This window comes from Paraburkholderia sp. BL25I1N1, from assembly GCF_003002025.1.
Taxonomy (GTDB): Bacteria; Pseudomonadota; Gammaproteobacteria; order Burkholderiales; family Burkholderiaceae; genus Paraburkholderia.
Map to the genome: position 1 here is coordinate 197752 of NZ_PVZB01000005.1, position 20693 is coordinate 218444.

The 20693-nt window shown below is 62.0% G+C and carries 25 protein-coding genes; all 25 read left to right on the plus strand.

Annotated elements, in window-relative coordinates:
* Nucleotides 1–411: 411 nt before the first annotated feature.
* The 25 genes from B0G73_RS09615 to B0G73_RS09725 all read left to right on the plus strand — a co-directional run bounded on the left by B0G73_RS09615 (nt 412) and on the right by B0G73_RS09725 (nt 20632).
* The gene (locus B0G73_RS09615; protein WP_106280123.1) at nt 412–2415 is read left to right on the plus strand and encodes a hypothetical protein; all 2004 of its coding nucleotides are present in this window, start codon (nt 412–414) and stop codon (nt 2413–2415) included.
* A 2-nt stretch (nt 2416–2417) separates the two neighbouring features.
* Nucleotides 2418–2579: a hypothetical protein gene (locus B0G73_RS40445; protein WP_181196519.1), complete on the plus strand. Its 162-nt coding sequence runs from the start codon at nt 2418–2420 to the stop codon at nt 2577–2579.
* Nucleotides 2579–2752: a hypothetical protein gene (locus B0G73_RS40450; protein WP_181196520.1), complete on the plus strand. Its 174-nt coding sequence runs from the start codon at nt 2579–2581 to the stop codon at nt 2750–2752. Before B0G73_RS40445 ends, B0G73_RS40450 begins: the two co-directional genes overlap by 1 nt.
* A 3-nt stretch (nt 2753–2755) precedes the next feature.
* Nucleotides 2756–4939 (plus strand): hypothetical protein, encoded by a 2184-nt coding sequence (locus B0G73_RS09620; protein WP_106280125.1) that lies wholly within the window; start codon nt 2756–2758, stop codon nt 4937–4939.
* A complete protein-coding gene (locus B0G73_RS09625; protein WP_106280127.1) occupies nt 4936–5280 on the plus strand; it encodes a M48 family metalloprotease in 345 nt (114 codons plus the stop codon). Before B0G73_RS09620 ends, B0G73_RS09625 begins: the two co-directional genes overlap by 4 nt.
* Nucleotides 5281–5490: 210 nt before the next feature.
* Nucleotides 5491–6615 carry a hypothetical protein gene (locus B0G73_RS09630; RefSeq protein ID WP_106280129.1) on the plus strand — a complete coding sequence of 375 codons (1125 nt, stop codon included), beginning with the start codon at nt 5491–5493 and terminating at the stop codon, nt 6613–6615.
* Nucleotides 6615–6803, plus strand: a complete 189-nt coding sequence (locus B0G73_RS09635; protein ID WP_106280131.1) for a hypothetical protein — start codon at nt 6615–6617, stop codon at nt 6801–6803. Before B0G73_RS09630 ends, B0G73_RS09635 begins: the two co-directional genes overlap by 1 nt.
* 52 nt (nt 6804–6855) lie before the next feature.
* Nucleotides 6856–7374, plus strand: coding sequence for a hypothetical protein (locus B0G73_RS09640; protein WP_146144161.1), 519 nt, complete (start codon nt 6856–6858; stop codon nt 7372–7374).
* 8 nt (nt 7375–7382) lie between these two features.
* Nucleotides 7383–8126: a hypothetical protein gene (locus B0G73_RS09645; RefSeq protein ID WP_106280135.1), complete on the plus strand. Its 744-nt coding sequence runs from the start codon at nt 7383–7385 to the stop codon at nt 8124–8126.
* A gap of 17 nt (nt 8127–8143) precedes the next feature.
* The gene (locus B0G73_RS09650; protein WP_106280137.1) at nt 8144–9559 is read left to right on the plus strand and encodes a N4-gp56 family major capsid protein; all 1416 of its coding nucleotides are present in this window, start codon (nt 8144–8146) and stop codon (nt 9557–9559) included.
* Between the two features lie 10 nt (nt 9560–9569).
* On the plus strand, nt 9570–10127 hold the full coding sequence (locus B0G73_RS09655) for a hypothetical protein (protein WP_106280139.1): 558 nt from the start codon (nt 9570–9572) through the stop codon (nt 10125–10127).
* A gap of 26 nt (nt 10128–10153) precedes the next feature.
* Nucleotides 10154–10594, plus strand: a complete 441-nt coding sequence (locus tag B0G73_RS09660; protein WP_146144162.1) for a hypothetical protein — start codon at nt 10154–10156, stop codon at nt 10592–10594.
* A gap of 1 nt (nt 10595) precedes the next feature.
* The gene (locus tag B0G73_RS09665; protein WP_106280143.1) at nt 10596–11300 is read left to right on the plus strand and encodes a hypothetical protein; all 705 of its coding nucleotides are present in this window, start codon (nt 10596–10598) and stop codon (nt 11298–11300) included.
* A gap of 8 nt (nt 11301–11308) precedes the next feature.
* A complete protein-coding gene (locus B0G73_RS09670) occupies nt 11309–12928 on the plus strand; it encodes a hypothetical protein (RefSeq protein ID WP_106280144.1) in 1620 nt (539 codons plus the stop codon).
* Nucleotides 12929–12997: 69 nt separating this feature from the next.
* The gene (locus B0G73_RS09675) at nt 12998–13483 is read left to right on the plus strand and encodes a hypothetical protein (protein WP_106280146.1); all 486 of its coding nucleotides are present in this window, start codon (nt 12998–13000) and stop codon (nt 13481–13483) included.
* Nucleotides 13480–13788, plus strand: coding sequence for a hypothetical protein (locus tag B0G73_RS09680; RefSeq protein WP_181196521.1), 309 nt, complete (start codon nt 13480–13482; stop codon nt 13786–13788). Before B0G73_RS09675 ends, B0G73_RS09680 begins: the two co-directional genes overlap by 4 nt.
* On the plus strand, nt 13778–13969 hold the full coding sequence (locus tag B0G73_RS09685; protein WP_106280148.1) for a hypothetical protein: 192 nt from the start codon (nt 13778–13780) through the stop codon (nt 13967–13969). The genes B0G73_RS09680 and B0G73_RS09685 overlap by 11 nt, the downstream gene beginning before the upstream one ends.
* Nucleotides 13970–13978: 9 nt before the next feature.
* Nucleotides 13979–14191, plus strand: a complete 213-nt coding sequence (locus B0G73_RS09690) for a hypothetical protein (protein ID WP_106280150.1) — start codon at nt 13979–13981, stop codon at nt 14189–14191.
* Nucleotides 14188–14670, plus strand: a complete 483-nt coding sequence (locus B0G73_RS09695; RefSeq protein ID WP_106280152.1) for a glycoside hydrolase family 108 protein — start codon at nt 14188–14190, stop codon at nt 14668–14670. The genes B0G73_RS09690 and B0G73_RS09695 overlap by 4 nt, the downstream gene beginning before the upstream one ends.
* On the plus strand, nt 14670–15071 hold the full coding sequence (locus B0G73_RS09700; protein WP_106280153.1) for a 3TM-type holin: 402 nt from the start codon (nt 14670–14672) through the stop codon (nt 15069–15071). The genes B0G73_RS09695 and B0G73_RS09700 overlap by 1 nt, the downstream gene beginning before the upstream one ends.
* Before the next feature lie 8 nt (nt 15072–15079).
* Nucleotides 15080–15631, plus strand: coding sequence for an aspartyl/asparaginyl beta-hydroxylase domain-containing protein (locus B0G73_RS09705; protein WP_181196522.1), 552 nt, complete (start codon nt 15080–15082; stop codon nt 15629–15631).
* Complete coding sequence (locus B0G73_RS09710; RefSeq protein WP_106280157.1) at nt 15628–15912, plus strand: cupin domain-containing protein; 285 nt, start codon at nt 15628–15630, stop codon at nt 15910–15912. Before B0G73_RS09705 ends, B0G73_RS09710 begins: the two co-directional genes overlap by 4 nt.
* Before the next feature lie 3 nt (nt 15913–15915).
* Nucleotides 15916–16971: a hypothetical protein gene (locus B0G73_RS09715; protein ID WP_146144163.1), complete on the plus strand. Its 1056-nt coding sequence runs from the start codon at nt 15916–15918 to the stop codon at nt 16969–16971.
* An 8-nt stretch (nt 16972–16979) separates the two neighbouring features.
* Nucleotides 16980–18470 carry a hypothetical protein gene (locus B0G73_RS09720; RefSeq protein WP_106280160.1) on the plus strand — a complete coding sequence of 497 codons (1491 nt, stop codon included), beginning with the start codon at nt 16980–16982 and terminating at the stop codon, nt 18468–18470.
* Nucleotides 18470–20632: a hypothetical protein gene (locus B0G73_RS09725; protein WP_106280162.1), complete on the plus strand. Its 2163-nt coding sequence runs from the start codon at nt 18470–18472 to the stop codon at nt 20630–20632. The genes B0G73_RS09720 and B0G73_RS09725 overlap by 1 nt, the downstream gene beginning before the upstream one ends.
* Nucleotides 20633–20693 lie beyond the last annotated feature (61 nt).

A 20693-nucleotide genomic window follows, 5' to 3' on the forward strand; every position in this document is an offset into this window, starting at 1 on the left:
GTACTGCTACGCAACGGAGACCCCACCGCTGGAAATAATCCCGTCGAGCCGTATCGCCTCACGCGCACGCACACGCGCGAGGAAAGGCTCGGACAGGAGGGATCGAAAGAGGGCAGAGGTGGCCGGTTCGGGTGCCGTGTCAGCCCGGAAAACACGCATCCGGCCGCCATCGACAACGCGCCACACCGCAGCAGATCGGCCCGCCAAGGCTGCACGACATTATAAAGATAATGTCGTGTAATAGCCTGTTTTGTACGGGTTTACCCTCGGTAAAACGGCTCTGAACGAGAACGATTCGCAACTCTGGGACCACCCGGGGCCCCGCCGGACGGGGTGCACAGAATTCGGGGGACGCCTCTCCGATCTGCGCACAGGAAAAACACCGATGATCCTTCGCAACGGAGGATTCGTATGAGTCTCAGCAACGCCGCCTTGCTCAAGGCGATTTCCGAGGATCGGGCACTCGCGTCAGCGATGATGTTTCCGCATCGTCATCCGCAGGCCTCACCAGCATTTCACGTCGAGGTCATGGACCTGTGGCGTGCGGAGGATGAGTTCGTTCTCATTGAGGCATTCCGGGAGGGCGGCAAGTCGACGCTGTCGGAGGAGTTCCTGCTGCTCGAAGCGGCCTTCGGCAATTTTGGATACTGCCTGATTATCGGCGAGACCTACACCAAGGCCTGCCAGCGTCTTGAGGCGATCAAGCACGAGGCGCTGCGCAACATGAAGTTGCAGAGCCTTTTCGGCAGACTCAGGCAGGACGGGCGGAAGTGGAACGAGCATCAGATCGAATTGCCGAACGGCGTGCTGCTCGAGGCGCATGGATGGGAAGAAGAACTTCGGGGCTTCAAGTGGCATGACCTGCGGCCGGACCGCGCGTACCTCGACGACATCGAGAACAAGGAGCGGGTGAAGGACGCGTCGGCGGTGAGCGCGTCGATGAACAAGCTCTATCTCGAGTTGATGCCGGCAATGGACAAGGTGAAGGGAAAAATCCGCTTCACGCAGACGCCGCTTGCCGAGGATTGTCTCGTGACGAGGCTGCGCGAAAACCCGGACTGGACGACGCGGCGCTTTCCGATCTGCAACGGCGACATCGATGATCCGTCGACCGTGGCGCTGTGGCCCGATCGCTATCCGATGGAGTGGGTGCGCAAGAAGCGCGACGAGATGGAGCGCGCCGGCCAGCTCCGCGGCTTCATGCAGGAATACATGCTGCTGGCGATTGGCACGCAGGACAAGCCGTTTGAGACCGAACAGATCGCCGAATGCGCGGTTGACCCGGCGCCGTGGTTGCCGAAGGTGGTCATCACGGATCCGGCCCGCACGACGAATGTGAAGAAGAGCGACCGGTCGGGGCGTGTGGTGGTGAGCCGGCTGGGGACAAAGATTCTGGTGCATTCATCGATCGGCGCGTTCTGGAAACCCGACGAGGTCATCGAGGATGCATTCGCGACATCGTCGCGCTTCGGCGACGCGGCCGTGGCGATCGAAAAGAATTCTCTCGACGAGTGGCTTCTGCAGCCGATGCGCGCCGAAATGCTACGCCGCGGCGTGACGCTTGCGCTCAAGCCGTTGAGTGCGCCGCAGGATCGCGACAAGACGCAGTTCATCATGGGGATTCAGCCGTTCCTGCTCGCCGGCGACATCGTGCTCGTCGGCGGCCGCGGCGCGCACGCCCAGCTCGTCGCCGAGATCCAGAATTTCCCTTCCGGCAAGCGCGACATCCTGAACGCGCTCGCGTATTTCCAGCGCGTGTTCTCGGGGGTCCCCGTGTACGAAGACTTCGGCCAGTGGAACATCGTGTCCTACTACGAGCCGTCGCAGCAGCATCCGATGGCCCTCGCGTTCAACTCGAACGGCGCCGATACGACGGCCGCACTCATCTGCATCGAAGGGCAGCGCATGGTGGTGGTGGCCGATTGGATCTCGCCGGTACCGCCCAAAGAGGCGGTGAACGACATCGTGCAACTGGTGCGCGCGATGTTCCCGCGTGCGCGCCTCACCGCATGGGTGCCGGCCGATGTCATGGATCAGGCCGACCGCATGCCGGTTGTCGCGGCGCTGCGCGCTGTCAATCTCTACCCGATGCGAGGTGAGTATCTGAACGTCTCCCGGGGCGCACTGTCGCCTCTGATCCGCACAGAAGCGAAGGCGCGGCGCCTCTTCCAGGTTGATCAGGAAAGCGCGAAACACACCCTCAATGCTCTGGCCGGTGGATACAACTTTCCAATCGATCGCGCGGGAAATAAAGGTAATGTCCCCGAGACCGGGCCGCACCGAACGCTGATCGAAGGGCTGGAATCCGCGGTCCAGGCGCTTAGCTCGCAACGGGACACGGCCTTGCCGGAAGGCATCCATATGGCCGTCAATCCGCAAGGCGCCTCGTACGTCACAACCCTGCCACGGAGATGAACATGGCTATCGACCGCAAGATTACCCCGAAGGCCCCCACGCAGAAGCCGACGGACTTCTATCAATCGAAGCAGCAGGGCGGCGCCTACGGCAAGCCCGAGAAGGTGGGTGAGCGCCTGAAGGGTGGGCCGATGCGCGAGAAGATGGGCCGCAAGGGGCTGTGATGAAAAAGCGCCGCGAATATCAGGGCACGCGCTCGGTGTCGCGCGACGTCAACGAATTCTTCGGCAAGTCGCCGTACAAGTCGAACGTCGACGACCGGCCGAAGCGTGTGCCGAAGGACCGGAACACCGGGACGTCGGCTGAGCGCCGGCTTCGCGGCAAGGTGATCGGCTAATCCATGGCGCGCGCGAAAAAAGATAAAAAGAAGGATGACAGCCCCGCAGTCGAAACACAGGACTCGCGGGCGCTTGACGCTGAAAAAACGGGTGAAGAGGTAGAGAACTGGGCCGACAAGCCCGACTCGGAAGCGTACATCGAGGCGGCGAAGCTCTACCCCAAGATCGCGAAATGCTACGAGAACAAGCAGGAGCAGATGGACCGCTGCCAGGAGTATTGGGCCATCTACAACGCCCAGCCTGACGAAAACGCCCAGTATTCCGGAAATTCGCAGTGCTACATTCCGGCGGTGCGTAACGCGGTCAATGCGCGCATGAAGCGCACGCTTGCGCAACTGCTCCCGGTCAATCACAAGCACGTGGGCGCCACCGGTCCAGACGGCAATATCCCGTTTTCGCAGATCAGCCTGCTCGAGCATCACATCCGCTCGGCGGGCGTGAAGGATGCGGTTCGAGCCGACTTGATCGCGGGCGACGTGACCGGCCAATGGAATCTGTACATTGACTGGTCGAAGACTCAACGTCGTGTGCGCGAGCTCATCAGGAAGCCGCCGATTCTTGAAAACAGCGAACTCGGTCTTGAGGTTCAGGATGTCGCGGCGGACGACGACGACTGGTCATGGGAAACCGAAACGAAGGACGTGACGATCGAGGGTCCGGATATCGTTCCCTTCGCGACTGAGGATCTCGCCGTCCTGCCACCGACCTGCAACAGCATTGAGAAAGCCACCGCCACGACGATCCGGTTGCGACTCGACAGGGAAGCGGTTCAGCAGTTTATCGACGAGGGCATTTTTCTCGGGCATTCGGCGAAGGATCTGGTCGACAATCTGGCCAAGCCTGACGGCGGCCGGGAGAAGTACGTTCCGCCCAAGCGCCGCACCGGCGACGCCGGTATCCGCACTGAAGGCACGTTCAAGTACGCGCTGATCTATGAAACGCACACCAACCTCGACCTCGGAAATGGTCGGGAACCCTGCTACGTCTATTTCGCAGGTCAGGACGAAATTCTTGGCATTATCCGCAATCCATTTTGGTCTGGAAAACGCCCGATCCTCTCAGCCCCGATCGAGCGCATCACCGGATCATTCTTCGGCATCTCCAAGATCGAACCCGTCAAGTTCCTGCAGTGGAACCTGAATGACTTCTGGAATATGGGCCAGGATTCGGCGCAATACAGTCTGCTGCCGATCACGATGGTCGACCCGCTCTCGAACCCGAACTATCAATCGATGGTGGTGGGCCTCGCGGCCGTCTGGCTGACCGATCCGAACAAGACGAAGTTCGCGAATTTCCCGGCGATCTACAAGGATGCGATTCCGCTCTGCGAGAACCTGAAAGGGCAGATCAACGAGTCGATGGACGTCAACGATGCCATGCTCGGCAAGGCGCCGCAAGGCCGGAAGAATCAGGCACAGATGGCCGCCCAGGCGCAGGCGCAGGAATCGAACATCATCGACAACGCGAAGCGGTATGAGGAAGTCATGCTCAATCCGCTTCTCGAATGGATGTTCGAGCTCGACCGTCAGTTCCGCACGGAGGAGTTGACCGTCGAAGTACTCGGCGAGGTCGGCGCGCGCGCGAACCTGCAGGTCATTCCGCCGCAGGCCTTCGGTGAGCGCTATTTCTTCCGCTGGTGCGGTACGTCCTACCAGCAGAACCTGCAGCGCATGCAGCAGATGATCGCGTGGATGAACGTCTTGCGCGGCATCCCGCCGCAGCAACTCGACGGTCGGCGTCTGAATATCGGCCCGATCCTTGAATTCGGCACGGAGCAGATTTTCGGCCCCGAAGTTGCGCCGCGGATCCTGATCGACGAACGCAACATGTTCCACCTCGAGCCTGATGACGAGAACCTGATGATGCACAACGGCTTGGCGGCCGAGGTGCATCAGGCCGACGACGACCGCGCGCACCTCGCCTCGCATCTGCGTGCCGCGCAGCTCACCGGCGATCTGGCAGGGCTGTTCCGCGCGCACATCCAGCAGCACCAGCAGGCCATGCAGGCCAAACTCCAGGCGCAGCAGCCGAAGCCTCAAGGTCAGCCCGGTGTGCCTGGCGGCGCGGCACCTGGAGTTGCCGGTACGCCGCGCCCGGGTGCTCAACCGGGGCAGCCGCGGCCGCAGGGACCGCCCGGCATGATTCATCCGGATCAGCTTGCGTCGCCTGATGCGGGGCCGCGATGAAACGCTACGTCGCCCGCTGCACGCCATGGGGCACCATCCAGACCGGAGAATTCTTCACGCGCCTGACGGATGAGGAAAAGTCTGCGGTGCTCGCGCATGAGCAGGGACATCTGCGCAATTGCGACCCGTTGCGCCGTCTCTGGTGGGTGCTCTCGCTTCAGATCCTGTTCCGCCCGACGTGGGTGTTCGAGCAGTGCCGTCGGCAGGAATTCGCCGCCGACGCGCACGCGGTCGCGCTTGGCCACGGCGTTGGCCTGCGTCGGTTCCTGCTGCGTTTTCCGCAAACGTCGAGCCCGATCTATCCAAACACACGGCAACGTCTGGAGGCACTCGATGGCTGACGCTTTCCGCATCATCCCTCCGCAGGTGCGTGCCGAAGGCAAGGACGTGCCCCCGGAGCAGATTCAGGCGGGCTTCAACGCGCTTGCCAATCAGGTGACGAACGAGAGAACAGCGTCGCGAGCGATCCGACCGGGCCGGCGGGTGGGGATCTGTCTGGCTTCTATCCGAACCCAACGGTTTCGAAGGTCAATGGCGTTGCCGCCGGGACGATGGCGAACCAGAATGCCTCGAACGTGGCCATTACCGGCGGCACGATTGCGGGCGTTACTGCGTCGCTCAGCACGCCGCTTGCGGTGACGAGCGGCGGGACCGGGCAGAACGCGCTCAGTGCGCACAACGTGCTCATCGGCGAGGGTTCGTCGGCGGTGGGATTTGTCGCGCCCGGCGCGAGCGGCACGTTACTGGCCTCAACCGGCACGGGCGCAGATCCTTCGTTCCAAAGCGCCGCGACGCTCGGGCTTGCGGTGACGAGTGGGACGCTCGCGCAATTCGCCCCGACGACATCAGCACAGCTCGCCAGCATCGTTTCGGACGAAACGGGTAGCGGATCGCTTGTGTTCGGCACAGCCCCGACGATCAGTAATCTGAACGCCACCGGCACGCCTACTGCGCCCACCGCAACGGCCGGCACAAGTACCACGCAGATTGCGACGACCGCTTTTGTTCAGGCAGCGGCCGGCAGCGGCCGGCTTCTCAACGTTCAGGTATTCACTTCAAGCGGAACGTACACGCCCACTGCAGGCGCAAGCTCGGCCGTCATTGAATGCGTAGGCGCCGGCGGCGGTGGCGGTGGTGTCGGCGCGACGTCGTCAACGCAGGTTGCTGTCAGTGGTGGCGGCGGATCGGGCGCATTTGGCCGCGCGCGGGTGACGTCGCTTTCATCGCAAACGGTGACGATCGGCGCTGCCGGCGGTGGCGGTGCTGCTGGTGCCAATGCCGGCTCGGCGGGTGGCCAGACCAGCATCGGAACCTGGCTCGTATGTCCGGGCGGCGCCGGTGGTCCGGCTGGCACTGCACAGACATTGACGAACGCACAGGCCCTGGCCGGTATAGCTGCCGGTGGCGCAATCGCTACCACGAGCGTCACGTCGATTTTCCTTTCAAGGGGCAGCGCAAGCACGTTCGGGATAAGCGTCTATAACACCGGCGGCGGTGTAAGTGGTGGTGGTGCAAGTAGCATTTTCGGAGGAGGTGGCCAGGCTTCAAGTGGTGGCGCCAACAATGCTTCCGGTTTTGGTGCGGGCGGCGGTGGCGCAGCCAACAACATTTCATCGTCGGCGCTGGGCGGAGGCAGTGGAACCGCCGGACTGATAATCGTCTATGAGTTTTCCTGATGAAAAACTATGCGCTTGTCGAAAATGGTGTCGTCGTCAACGTGATCGTGTGGGACGGCCAATCCGAATGGCAACCACCCGACGGACAGACAGCCGTGCAGATTCCGGACGGTACATACGCGGGAATCGGGTCCACGTATTCGAACGGAATATTTGGTGAGCCGCCACAACCGTCATCGACTGTTTGAGCAGTCCGGGAAATAAACGTACCGTTTGCGCAACCCTGATCAGGAGATCACCGTGCGCAAAACGATTCTGGCCAAACTGATTGGCCTTCTCTTCCCGGAAATCGGCGCGGGCAATACGCCGATCGTTCCGGACAACGGAGCATTGCCCGACCAGGTCGGGTTGTTGAATGCCATCCTGGGCATGAATCCGTTCCAGGAAACCGGGTATAACGCGGCGACCAACACGGCGGGTTTCACCGCTGTGCCCCAGCAGGTCTCCGGGGCTGCGCAGAACTTCCTCAATCTCACCGGTGCGCTCGGGGCCGCTGCAAACATGCAGCTTCCGACCGTTGCGGCACTGATCGCCGCACTGCCCAGCGTTGTCCAGAACAACCCGGTCGGGCTCAGCTTCCAGCTGCGCGTCATCAACAGTTCATCTGGCGCTTTCGCGTGGACCGTCACAACGAATACCGGCTGGACGCTGGCCGGCACCATGTCGATGGCGCAAAACACGTGGCGCGATTTCATCATCACGATCACGAGCGCGACGACCGCGACGATCCAGTCGGTCGGCACTGGAACACAATCGTAAAGGTCAACATGAGCAAGCTCCTGAAATTGCTTCTTGGTCTTCTGCTTCCTGGCGTTGATGATCCGGCCGCAGACCCTGTTGATCCGGTCGATCCCGCAGCGGATCCGGCTGACCCGGTCGACCCGGCGGGAAGCGAAACCGATGACGAAGACATCGACTTCGATTTCGTCGAACCGACGCCACGCGCCGCGCCGAAGCGCACTACCGATGACCGCCTCGCGGGAATCGAAGCGTCCATGGCGGAAGCACGTCGTATCGCCGAAGAGCGCATGCGCGGCACTGGTGCTCCGACGGCGCCGGTCGATGTCGAATTCCAGCGCGAGGAAGAGCGCCTTCGCGCTGCGGACCTGAGCGAAACCGAACGCTGGCAGATCAATTCGAATCGGGTGCTGCGTGATAGCCAACGCGCGGCCAATGCGGCGCTGTTCCAGGCTCAGGATCTGAATGACCGGACGACGTTCGAATCGAAGGTCGCCGCCGATCCACACCGCGCGCGCTATCGCGACAGGGTGGAAGCTGCGCTCGCCGAAGAGCGCCGGCACGGTCGCAACGCTTCGCGCGAGGCGATCTACTACCACATGCTCGGCAAGGACATTGCCGACGGCAAGCTCAAGCCGAAAGCCAAGGCGAAGACGCCGGCCGCAGATGTGCCGCGCGGCCGCACGCCGGCGGTTCGTTCCAATGTCCAGTCCGGGCGCGGATCAACCGAACACCAGAAGCGCGCCGCGCGACTGGAAAACCTCAATATCTGACCAGCAAGGGGAAATCCATGTTGACCAAAATCACGGCCCTTCTGCTGGGCCTCCTGCTCCCGGGTGTGACGAATAGTTCGTCGAGCTTTACGGCTGACGTCGAGGCGTACATCCAGGAAGAAGTTGAACCGCTCGCGCGCCGTCAGCTCGTCGCCTACCAGTTCGGCAAACCGCTGAAGCTCGACTCGAACCGCGGCACGACCTATACCGCGTCGCGCTACCAGCGCCTGCCGCTGCCTTATGCGCCGCTGCAGGAAGGCGTCGCGCCCCCGGGCGAGTCGATGACTCTGCAACAGGTGAGCGCCACTGCGCAGCAATGGGGCGATCGCGTGATCATCACCGACGTCGCAAACCTGACCATCAAGCATCCGCTCTTCCAGCAAGCCTGCGAACTGGTTGGGCTGCAGATGCCGGAAACGCTCGAACGCAATACGCTCAACACGTTGCTCTCGGCACCTCAGGTGAACTATGCAGGGGGCGTTGCGAACCGCGCTGCGCTGGTCGCGGCCGACGTTATGTCTCCGCACGAATCGAACCGTCTGTTCGCTTCGATGTCGGCTTACGGCGTTCCGCGTTTCAATGGCGACGAGCGCGAAGACATGATGATCGAGGCGGGCGCCTACCGCGATCCGTCGAAGTCCCCGGCGGTCAAGCAGCACTACGTCGCCCTGATCAGCCCGTTTTCGGCGCAGGACATGCGCGAGAACTCGTCGGTCCAGCAAGCCTGGGCGTATAGCGACGTGAACCGTCTCTATAACAACGAGCTCGGCGATTTCGGCGGTATCCGCTTCGTCGAGACGAACATGATGCCGTACTGGACCGGTGCTGCCCAGATCAACGGCGCGGCGTCGACCTCCGGCGGCCAGCTGGCCACCGGCACGTATTTCATCCAGGTCACCGCCGCGCCGGCCCTGACCTCCGTCGAGCAGACAATCTACCAGGTATCGGCCTCGATCAACGTGACGGGCCCCACCGGATCGATTGCGGTCACGCTGCCGTCGTTCCCGAACTACATCTTCAACGTGTATATCGGCACGACCAGCAGCCCGTCGAACCTTGCTACCGCGATCGGTAACGGTGTCCCGGTGACGGGTGTCCTCGCCGGTCAGGCTACGCAGTTGCAGCCGGGCCAGACGGTCACGCTGACGGGTGTTGGCGTAACGCAGACGCCGCCGGCCGCCCCCGCTAACGGCGTGTCAGTGTTCCCGGTGATCTTCATCGGCAATCACAGCTACGGCCAGGTGCTGCTCGAAAACCCCGAGTTCCATTACCTGACGGGCGCCGACAAGTCGGATCCGCTGAATCAGACGCGCGTCGTGTCGTGGAAGGTCTTCTACGGCTCGATTCTTCTCAACACGGCCTTCCTGGCCCGCGTCGAATGCAGTTCTGCATTCGCGCCGGGCTATCAGGGCGGCACGATCACGACCCCGTAAGGAGTAACTGATGGTCGCACGCAATACGCAGGAGCCGGCCAAGCCGTCGGCTCCGGAAATGACGGAAGCCGATGTCGGACTGTCTGCGGACCAGGGTATCACCCGCGAGAATCCGGACGAGATGGTCGACGCAGCGGCTCGGGGGGAATCGATCGAGTCGCTTCGCGCGCGCATCAAGGCGCTGGAAGCGGACAACGAAAAGCTGAGTGCAGCGAAGGACGTGGCCGAGGAAGAGTCGGCCCGTCTTTCGGCTCAAGCCCAGTCGTCGCTGCTCACGACCTCGGTGGTTGAGCGCTTCGCCGGAAAGTCCGAGGACGGCAAGGATCTGTGGTGGTACCGGGTCGACCTCGCGCCGTGTGGTGGAACGGATCTGCGCATCAATGGCAAACCGTACCTGCACGGCGAGACGTACAAGTTCGATACGGACACGCTGCGCACGATCAAGGAAATGGTTGCGCGCACGTGGGTTCACGAAAACGACATCAACGGGCACGCCTTCAATCCATACCGGAAGGCACAGAACAAGGTGCTCGGTGCTGGCGCGGTGCCCTCGTGGGCCCGGCAGTAATTTCTCATCAACTCTCAGGACAAACCATGTCTGAAAAAATGTCGGCCTCTCCGGAAGTTACGGCTGCACCTGCAACTGTGATCGGCAATTTCTCGATCACACTTCCTGCTCCGAATCAGGCACAACTGCAGGCGAGCGGTTATCTGCTCGATGGCGAAGACAAGGATTCGCTGGATGCGCGCATGGACCTCGTACGTGAGTCCCTGCAGCGTCAGCAGCGCATGCTCGAGATCCCGGTTATCGAGGCGCATATCGAGCAATACTCGAAAGCCCGGGACGACATCGCGAAGGCGTACGCGGATCTGCTCGAACGCAGCAATGCGAAAGCAGCAGGCAAGGCGGGAGCAAAGAGCCTGACGAGTCAGGAGCAGGCGAACCTGAAGACCTACCCGGCGCAACTCGACGGCATCGAGCGAGAACTCCTGAAGGCGACCCAGAAGATCGCCGACGCTCGCGCCGGGGTATGAAATGGCCTACCTCCAGGCCAGTCAGATCGTCGCGCGCGCCTGCGCGATCGCAAAATGCGCTGGCTTCATCCAGCAGGGCGGCATCTATCTGAACATGGTCCTGGAGGACCTTTGGCTGCATCGTGACCTGAAGATCAACCGGGTCACCGAATTCGTCACGGTGCAGGCAAATAACTACGGTCCGTTCACGCTGCCGCTGAACTACCTGCGCACATACGATCTGTTCTTCCAGCAGAACAACCTTCCTTATTTCCTGAATCCGATCTCGACCGAGGAATGGGACCAGGAATTCAAAGACCCATCGATTGCGAACTATCCGTACGAGTACATGACGATTCTCCTCGACGAGACGAGTGCGCAGGCGGCCGGCTCGGCGGGCAGTCTTTATATCTATCCGCAATCGTCAGGGCAGATCGTGCTGACGCACCGCTACATGGTCAAGCAGCCGGATATCACCACGCCGGAGACGTCGACGGTCATTCCGTGGTTTCCCGATCAGAACTACCTGATCAAGGCGACGGCCGTGGAACTGATGGGCGAAACGGACGATACCCGTCAGGAGTCGTGGCGCGCGCAATGCGAAGCCATGCTGCGCACGCACCTGATCATGGAAGGAGATGAGCAGGCTGTGGTCAAGTCGGTGCGTCTCGATCCGCGGCGCTTCCATTCAAACCGGACGCTGAAGCCGACGAAGATCACCGACTAGGGGATGCCATGGCGATTCGAAATGGCAAGCCGGTACAGTTCACGCCCAAAGGGCTCTGTGATGCGTTCGATTCCAGTCAGGCCTTTCCGGGCGCCTGTCAGCTTCTGACGAACCTTGTTTTCGACCAGGCGAATCCTGAGCTGGTGGTCTCCCGGCCGGGCGTTGGCGCTGCCTCCACCACGTTCTCGAGTTTCACCACCCCGACTTTCGTCTCGGTCTTGATTGTCATTGGTGTGGTCGCGTACGGCATGGTGTCGAGCGGCCGCAATGCAGGCAAGGATGAGCCTTTCGCGTACAACATCCTGACGAACACGTTCATCTCGATTTCCGGCGTCACGTCCGCGAATACGCCGACGTCCCCGGCGACGAGTGGTGCGTGGACCCCGCCGACAATGGCCGTCGTGAGTACAAAGATTCTCGTCACGCACCCGGGTTTCAGCGGAACGGGTAGCAACTTTTTCGGGGTGATCGACATCACCAATCCGGCCGCGCCGGCGTGGTCTTCGTCGAACCTGGCGACCAACGCGCTACCTGGCGTGCCGACCGCGGTCGCGAACTACAACAACCGGGCGCACTACGCGGTGGGCAACGTCGACTATTTCAGCGACGTGCTGGTGCCGACCACGCGGACCAATGCATCCCAGTCAATCACCGTCGGCGACACAACGCCGATTACAGCGTTCTCCGGATTGCCGATTCAGACAACATCAGCTGGCGTAATCGGTGCATTGGTCATCTTCAAGAGTTCGCAGATCTGGCAGGTGACTGGAGATCCAACGACGAGCAATCTCGCGTTGAACTACATCACGCTGACGACCGGATGCATCGCGCCGCGCAGCATCGTGCAGGGGCCGTTCGGGATATTCTTCGCAGGGCAGGACGCGCCGTACATCCTGAACTTCCTCGGCACGCTTGTACCGCTATCGAGCCGGCCGGGTACAGACTTCCCGGCTGACCTTCAGGTGCCGTTTCAGAACACCACGGAGCCGTCGCGGATTTCAGCAGCGTTCTCGGGCAACATCTATCGCGTGTGCGTGCCGACGCTGGTCCAGGGACAGGCGCAGACGAATGACTACTGGTACGACATCCGGCGCAAACGCTGGACCGGACCGCATTCGTTTCCCTATGACTGCGCCGCACAATACGGCAATCAGTTTGTCATTTCTGGCGCCGCGTCAGGGGCGGCTCTGTTCGTCAGTTCGACCATTCCGAATTCGAACAGCACGTTCAATGACGCTGGCACGAATCTCACCGGTCATCTGCGCTCTTCCACGTTCCCGAAGACCAACCACATGGCGGTAGTTCAGGTTGTGGAATCGACGATCGAGCTGTCATCGTCCGGCCTCTCCACGACTTACAACATCACAGCGTACGACGACCAGAACAATACGCTGGGCTCGACCTTTGTACAAACGCCGCCTGTTGGCTCTCTTTGGGGCAGTTTTCTCTGGGGCGCGGAGAGTTGGGCATCGAGTTTCAGCATTCCTCACGTGTATAGCATCCCGTGGACCTCCGCTCTCGTGTTCCAGAAGATGGCTATCGATGTGATGGTGACGTCCGCAGAGGGCGTCCAGATCGGCACCTTCTACGCGCGGTATGCGGACACCGGATATACGAATCAGGGGTAAAACATGTCGATCATCGGAGCTCTACCAGTCACGTTGGCGAACGGAAACACAGCTGACGCATCCCAGGTGATGACGAACCTGAATTTCATCATCAACGCTGTCAATGCGAATGCCCAGCCGGCCGGATCGTACCAGCCGGCCGGATCATATGTGACGACGGGCACGCTCCCCGCGCCGTCGGGCACCCGGATGGCGTTTCATCAGGCAGCAGCGCCGACAGGTTGGGTCAGCGACACGACGATCGGCAATCACGCGGTCATCATTTCGTCAGCCGGTGGAACCGTACAGAGCGGTCTGACCAACTTTGGCGGCTTTCTCACCGGCAGTGTCTCGACGGCTGGCCACACCCTCACGGCGTCGGAGATTCCGCAGCATACCCACGGCATTGGACTTTTCCAGAATGGCGGCGTGGGATTCGGTCCTCAATATGTCGGATCGGCGAGTGGTGTTGCCACGCAAACCACCGACGGAGGTACCGGGGGCAGTGGGTCGCATTCACACGGACTCACCACGCAGTACAACTACGTCACTATGGTCATCGCGCAAAAGTCATGAAAAAGTGCCCGCTCATCAAAAAGCCCTGTATCGAATCGGGCTGCACGTTCTGGACTCATCTGCTGGGCACGAACCCGAACACGGGTCTGCCCGTCGACGAGTTCGGCTGCTCGATCGCATGGCTTCCGATTCTGCTGATTGAAACGGCGCGTCATACGCGGGGCGTGCAGGCGGCGGTCGAATCGACGCGTAACGAGATCGTGTCGCGCCAGGACATTCTGAATAGCGCAGTCCGGTCAGCACAGCGGCAGGTGAGCCACACCGATACCAAATCTTTGCCAGACGGGGAAACAAATGGACGATAACCGCACTTTGACAGAGGCTGATGTGAAGGCGATCGCGGCGCAGATCGAGGTCGGTATTACTCAGCGTTTTCAACTGAATGTCGGCCGCGGCGTGCTAGCACTCGTGTGGAAAGTCATCCTGTACGCGCTGATTGCCACGGCGGCGTATGGCGCCGGCGGCGGATTCAAGAAGCTTTTCTAGGAGAAGGTCATGAGCATCTGGACTGGAATCGAAACGGAATTTAACGCGATCGTCGCTGACGCCCGATCGATCCCTGAGAAGCTGGCGGCGCTGGTCGATTTGCACGGCAAGGCGCAATCGCTCTCGACGATCGAAAGCACGGTGACGTCGATCATCGAAGACGCGGCGAAGGCTACCGCCGACAAGGTGACCGAGATCCTGACGGCGGTCGGAAAGCTGTGAGCTCGTTCGACGACGCCTTCGTTGCTCTCATGGGCAATGAAGGCGGTTATTCGGATAATCCCGCCGATCCGGGCGGCGAGACCATGTGGGGAATTACCGCCCGCGTGGCGCGTGCGAACGGGTACGCCGGCGAGATGCGCATGCTCCCACAAAGCACGGCGAAACAGATCGCGAAGATGGTCTACTGGAATCCGTACTACTGCGACCAGTTCGATCCGCGCGTTGCGTTTCAGGTGTTCGACGCTGCATACAACGGTGGAAAGCCCGTAACCTGGCTTCAGACGGCCGCGGGTGTGAAGGTCGACGGCAATATCGGACCCGTGACGATCGCTGCGGTTAATGCCGTTGATCCTTGCCGGATCGTGATGCGCTTCCTTGCCTACCGCCTGCAATATCTCGGTGATCGACCCACCTGGCCGACGTTCGGTCATGGCTGGGCCAACCGGATCGCGAATAACCTTTTAAAAGGAGCTGCGTGATGGCTGCGCTCGACCCCATTACCGCTGTCACTAACGTGGTCGGCGACGTTATCGACCGGATCTGGCCAGACCCTGCTCAGGCTGCGGCCGCGAAACTCCAGCTCTTGCAGTTGCAGCAGACTGGCGAGCTCGCGCAGATCACAGGCCAGATGCAGATCAATCAGGCCGAAGCGCAGAGCGCGGATCCGCTCCAGCACTGGCGCGGCGGAATGGGCTGGGTGTGTGTGGCGGGTTATGCGTGGAATTTCGTGCTGCAGCCGCTGACAAACGCCGTCGGACAGATGGCGGGCCACCCGCTCAATCTGCCGCCGATGGACTTGAGCGAGCTTTCGACTCTCACGCTCGGAATGCTCGGTCTGGGCGGCCTGCACGTTGCTGAACGGATCAAGGGAGCCGCATGAGGAATTTCGTGAAAATCGGCGCCGGGATCGATACGGCGCCCACGTTGCTCGCCATTGCCCGACAGCCCGGCCTGTGGAACCGTCACACGGAACGCACGGCGACGGAAGGCTCTCCGCACGCCGACGTGTCGGACATATGGCTTCGTTACAACGACATCAAGCCGTACAGGAAAAGCGGCGACATGTCGGGGTTCAACGAACCGCACGACGCCGTCTGGTACCCGGAATGGTATGCACTGCCGCAGTTGCGGCCGATCGTGTTCGGGCTCATGGCTCGAGTGGAAGGCACGCGCCTGGGCGGTGTGATGATCACGAAGATTCCGGCCGGCGGCCGGGTTTTGCCGCATGTCGACGACAACTGGCATGTCCACCACTACAACACGAAGCTTTACGTCGTGCTGCAGAGCAATCCCCAATGCTGGAACCGCGTGGAGGATGAGAGGGTGGTGATGGCGCCCGGTGACATCTGGTATTTCGACAACACGAAAGAACATGAGGTGGTCAACGAAGGGGACACCGATCGCATGACGCTGATCGTGTGCATCAGGTGTGAGAAATGATCAAACATCACTTCTCGGCCGGCGGCGTGTACGCGCGTGAAGAGGTCCTGCAGATGGGGCAGGAGGTCGAGAAGCACGTCCACGATTACGACCATCTGAGCTATCTGGCGCAGGGGCGCGCGCTGCTCGAGGTGGACGGTGAACTGAGCGTGCTTGACGGGCCGTGCATGATCGAAGTGAAGGCGGGCCGCGTACATCGCATCCAGGCGCTGACGGACCTGACGTGGCTGTGTATCCATGCGGAAAGCGTGGCCGATGCCGAAACATTGATGAAGGGGTGAGCCATGCCTTGGGGATTTGCGGCAGGAGTTGTCGGCAGTGTTGCGGGCGCCGCGGTGTCGAGCGCCATCTCCCCATCTACGTCCGGAGGTTCGGGCGGGAGTTCCGGCAGCGGCCCCAGCTACTATGTGCCCACGGGTCTTGGCACTGCTGACCAGACCTGGCAAAGCCTGCTGTCGGGGATCAATGGCGTTTATGGTGCGAACAACCTGAACCAGTACGCTCTGGGCTCGTTGCAGGGCGGTGTCACCGCGAGTAACCAGTACGGACCTGCGTATCAGACCGCCGCGAACGGTGCAGCATCGAACTACGGCAACCTGGCGGGCTTGATGGAACAGCAGGCGTACGGCAATTACGGAACGCAGCAGTCGCTGCTCGGCGCAGGGCAGCAGGTCTATGACCTGGCGCTCGATCCGCAAAGCGCGCTTTACAGCCGCACGGCCCAGCAGCTTCAGGATCAGACTGGCGCGACCAATTCGATGTACGGCTTGGGCTCGTCGGCGGCAGGAGCGGGCGTTGCGAACCAGGCGATGTCGAACTTCAATATCGACTGGCAGAACAATCAGCTTTCGCGCGCAACGCAAGGTTTGTCAGCCTATACCGGCGCGGCGAACACCGCCGGCAACTATGGGCAGCTGGCGGATCAGCAGGCCGCGTCGGTGCCAGGGTATCAGCTGCAGTCCGGCGCACTGCCATATCAGACCGCGCAGACTATCGCTGCAACTCCGGGAAACCTGGCGAACACGTACGGCTCGTTCCTGAACCAGAACGTGTACGGACCGGCCGAAGGGATCATGGGTCAAACCATTCCTTATATGAACTACGGACAGGGCGCGCAGAGCGTACCGTTTCAGGCGCAATCGCAGGGTGCGGGGGCGCTCGGTAGCGCCGTCTCCCAGGGAATTAGCGGCGTGGGAAATGCCGTGCAGAACGCGGGCGGCTTTAGCAATCTGTTCAGCGGCACGACTGGATCTTTTGGTGGTGGCGATTTCAGCGGCGCGTTCAATTCGAGCCCCTACTATTCCGGCGGCGGGAATTCGTACGGCTTCACGCTGCAATGAGGTGAATCATGGCCGGACTTTCAGGACTCCCGTATTTTCTGCAGTACCAGGAGCAGGCTCAGCAGCAGGCCATGCAGCGTCAGTATGCGCAGATTCAGATGGCGCAGTTCCAGCAACAGCAGCAGGACCGTCAGCGCCAGCAGGCCGCGCTCGCTGCGGCGGGCAATGCGCTGCCGCAGTTGCTCGCCGGACAGCAGCAGCTTCCGCCGCCACCCGGGCAGGCTTCGCAACCCATGCAGGCGCCGCAAGGCACCCAACCCGCACCGCAGGCCATGCAGGCTCCGCAGGGAGGCGTGCCGCTGCCGTCTGGACTGGTTCCTGGCCAGATGAGTCGGCCGCCGTTGCCCGCAGGTGGTACTGCCGGCGCAATGCCGGCGCGCGGACTGCCGCCTTTCCGGCCGCTGCCGACCAGCGCATCGCCGACACAGGCGGCGTCTCCGACATCGATTCCGGCACCGCCGACGGCTTCTCCCGGTTCACAGCAGCCTGCCCAAGGCCCGTTGACGCTCGAAAGCGCGGTTAAGGTGCTTCAGGATCAGGGGCTGAGCGGCGCTGATCTGATGGCGGGACTCGCGCAGCTCACGCCGATTCTGGACTCGCAGGCCAAGAGCCAGGCCGCGCAGTTGCAGCAGCAATTCCAGCATCAGTTGCAACTCGCGCAACTGCAGGAGCGCTACGACTCGCTGCGTCAGCGCGCGGAGGATAACTCTGCCAATCGCGCGGATCGGGAGCAGGCTCACCGCGATTCGCTTGGTATCCAGCAGCAGATGCTGCAACTCCGTCGCGAGTCGTTGAACAGTCGCCTGCAGGGTGATCCGAATTCGGCGCTCGACAAGGAAGATCTCAGCTTCATGGCCCAGCAGTATCTCGCCGGCGACCGTACGGTGTTGCAGAACCTTGGCCGCGGCGTTCAGGGCTCTAAGAACATCGTCGCTCTTCGCAACGAAGTCAGAAGGCAGGCGCAGGAACAGGGCATGACGGGTCGGGATCTCGCCGCATCGGTGGCGGAATTCGAGGGCGTCAAGTCAGGCGAGCGCGCACTCGGCACACGCACCGCGCAGGCCGGCATGGCCGTCAACGAAGCAAGCCAGTTCGCCGACATCGCGCAGGAGGCGTCGCAGGCTGTACCGCGTAGCCAGTTTGTGCCGGCGAACAAAGCCCTCAATGCGTATCAGACAAATACGGGCGATCCGAAGATCGTCGCATTCGGTGCGGCCACGAACTCGCTGATCAACGCATACGCGCGCGCGGTGTCGCCGAGCGGCACGCCGACGGTGAGCGACAAGGAGCATGCGCGCGAGATGCTGAATACAGCGCAGACGCCGGAGCAATACGCTTCGGTGGTGTCGATGATGAAGCGCGAGATGGCGGCCGCCCAGCAGTCGCCGGGGCAGGTGCGCAGTGAATTCCGCGAGGCAGTGACACGCAAGGCGCCGATGGCCAATCCGCCACCGCCGGCCGGAGGTCTGCCCGCCGGGTGGTCCGTCACGGAGCACTGATGCCCAAATTCACGTTCACATCGCCCGACGGGAAGAACTACGACGTGGAGGGTCCCGATGGCGCGACTAAAGAACAGGCCTTTGCGATCCTGCAGCAGCGTATCGGATCGCCTGGTGCTGGCACTTCATCTCCAACGCCGGGCGGCGCTCCTGCGCCTGCTGCAAAGCCTGCAGCAGATCAATCGCCGCAGAGCATGACCGGCTTTGTCGGTGGAAACCTGGCGAAGGGCGTGGCGGGGGCAGTCGGGCCGGTTGCGGAGAGGGTGCAGAGCCTTGTTGATCTGCCTGCGAGGGCATTCGACAAGGCGCTCGACATCGTGACCGGAGGCATGTCCGGCAAACAGAAGCCGGCCGCGCCATTGCCGAAGACGGCGGACAAGCTACCCGTCGGTGACGATGCGCTTCAGGCCGCGATGAAGAAGATCGGCATCATCGGGCAATCTGCCGAGCCGCGCACAACGGCTCAGAGATACGGCGCGGCCGCGCTGCAGGCGTTGCCCGCTGCTGCTCTACCGGGTGCTGGTGAGGGCGTGCTCGGCCGTGTTCTCCCGCAGCTCGGCGGCGCGCTGGGCGGTCAGGCAGGACAGGACACCGGCGGCGCGCCGGGGCGTCTTGCGGGCACGTTACTGGGTGGCGGCGTTGGTGGCCTCGCTACCACCCGTCCGAGCCAGATCGCGCGGCCGCCGCAGTCGGAAGCCGTGCGCGCAGCGGAGTCCTCGGGCATCCCACTCACGCTGGGGCAGGAAACCGGGAGTTCGTCGCTTCAGTTCCTGGAGAACCGGCTGCGCGAGCTTTTCCCGTCGAAGGGCACCGCGCAGGCCGACGAGGCGGAGCAGGTTGCGGCCGGCGCGGCGCGCGTGAATCAACTCGCGGACCAGTTGAGCACGCAAAGCGTTGCGGATCCGGAAGCGATCGGTAACCGGCTGCGGTCTGCCTACGTCGACACCGTGGGCAAGATCGCGGCACAACGGGATAAGCAGGCATCTGCCGACTACGGCAAAGTGCGTGCTCTCGCTGGTAACAAGCCGGTGATCAAATACCAGAACGTCACAGACGAACTGCAGAAGATCATCGAGGAAAACAAAAACGTGCCCGCCGGCGATGCAAAGAAGATCGCCAGTCAGGCGCGCGGGCTCCTGGATCAACTCACCGAAGCGCAATCAGGTCAGTCTGCGTCGCCTATCGTCCTGCCTTCGGGTCAACCTGCGCGCCTGCCGACTCCGCCCACGCCCGCGGCGAAGGCGGCGACCGTGTCGGATGCGATGAAGACGCGTGCGGCATGGGGAAAGGCGGCCCGCCGTACCGGCAACATCTTTTCCGACATCGATCCGAACGCGAACCAGATGCTGGCTCGCCGTCTTTTCGGCGCGATCAACAAGGACTTCGATGCTGCCAGTACGGATGGAACGCCGATCGCGAAAGCCCTGAAGGATGCGAACCAGAACTATGCGAAGGCATCGAAATCGATCGAATTCATCGATCAGTCGGCGCTTGGAAAGCTGCTCGGCAAGGACGTAACGGACGCCGCGTTTTCCAACGAGACATTCTCGACGAAGGCGCCCGAGGCGATCGCGAAGCGTTACCTCACGATGCAGCCGAGCCAGGCGGCTCAGGTGACCGCGATCCTGCGCGAGCACGCGCCGCAGGTTCTGCAGGACGCCAAGTCGTTCGTGCTGCGCAATGGCTTGGAGCAGGCGACGAACAGTGGTCCCGGTACATCGGGAATTTCGTTTGCCAAATTCCGCAAGGAAATCGAGAGAGTGCAACCCAAGCTCGAAGAGATGGGATTCACCGCGAAAGAGATCAAGGACATCAAGGACGTCACCGATACGATGGCGCGCGCCGGCGATCGCACGGGAGCGAATCCTTCGGGCACGTCTGCCGCCGGTCACATGCTTGGCACCGCGGCGATCGCGCTGGCACATCCAGTCGCGGCCGGTGCGTCCATCGTCACGCCGTGGATCGCATCAAAAGCGCTGCTTTCGGAGCCGGGCCGCGAGCTGCTGCGCAAGGCTTATGCAGCAGGTACGCCGGCGGCGCGCAATGCAGCCCTGGGCGCGCTGCGCGCGAAGTTTGGCCAGACGGTAGTGGGTCAGAACGGGCAGAAGACAGATGCGAACGCAACGACGCCGCCAACCGCAGCCAGGTTTTCCAGCCCATGAGTGCCGGGAACCAGCCAGGCAGCTAGCGCCCCGGTCACGAGCCAACTGCAGACCTTATAGG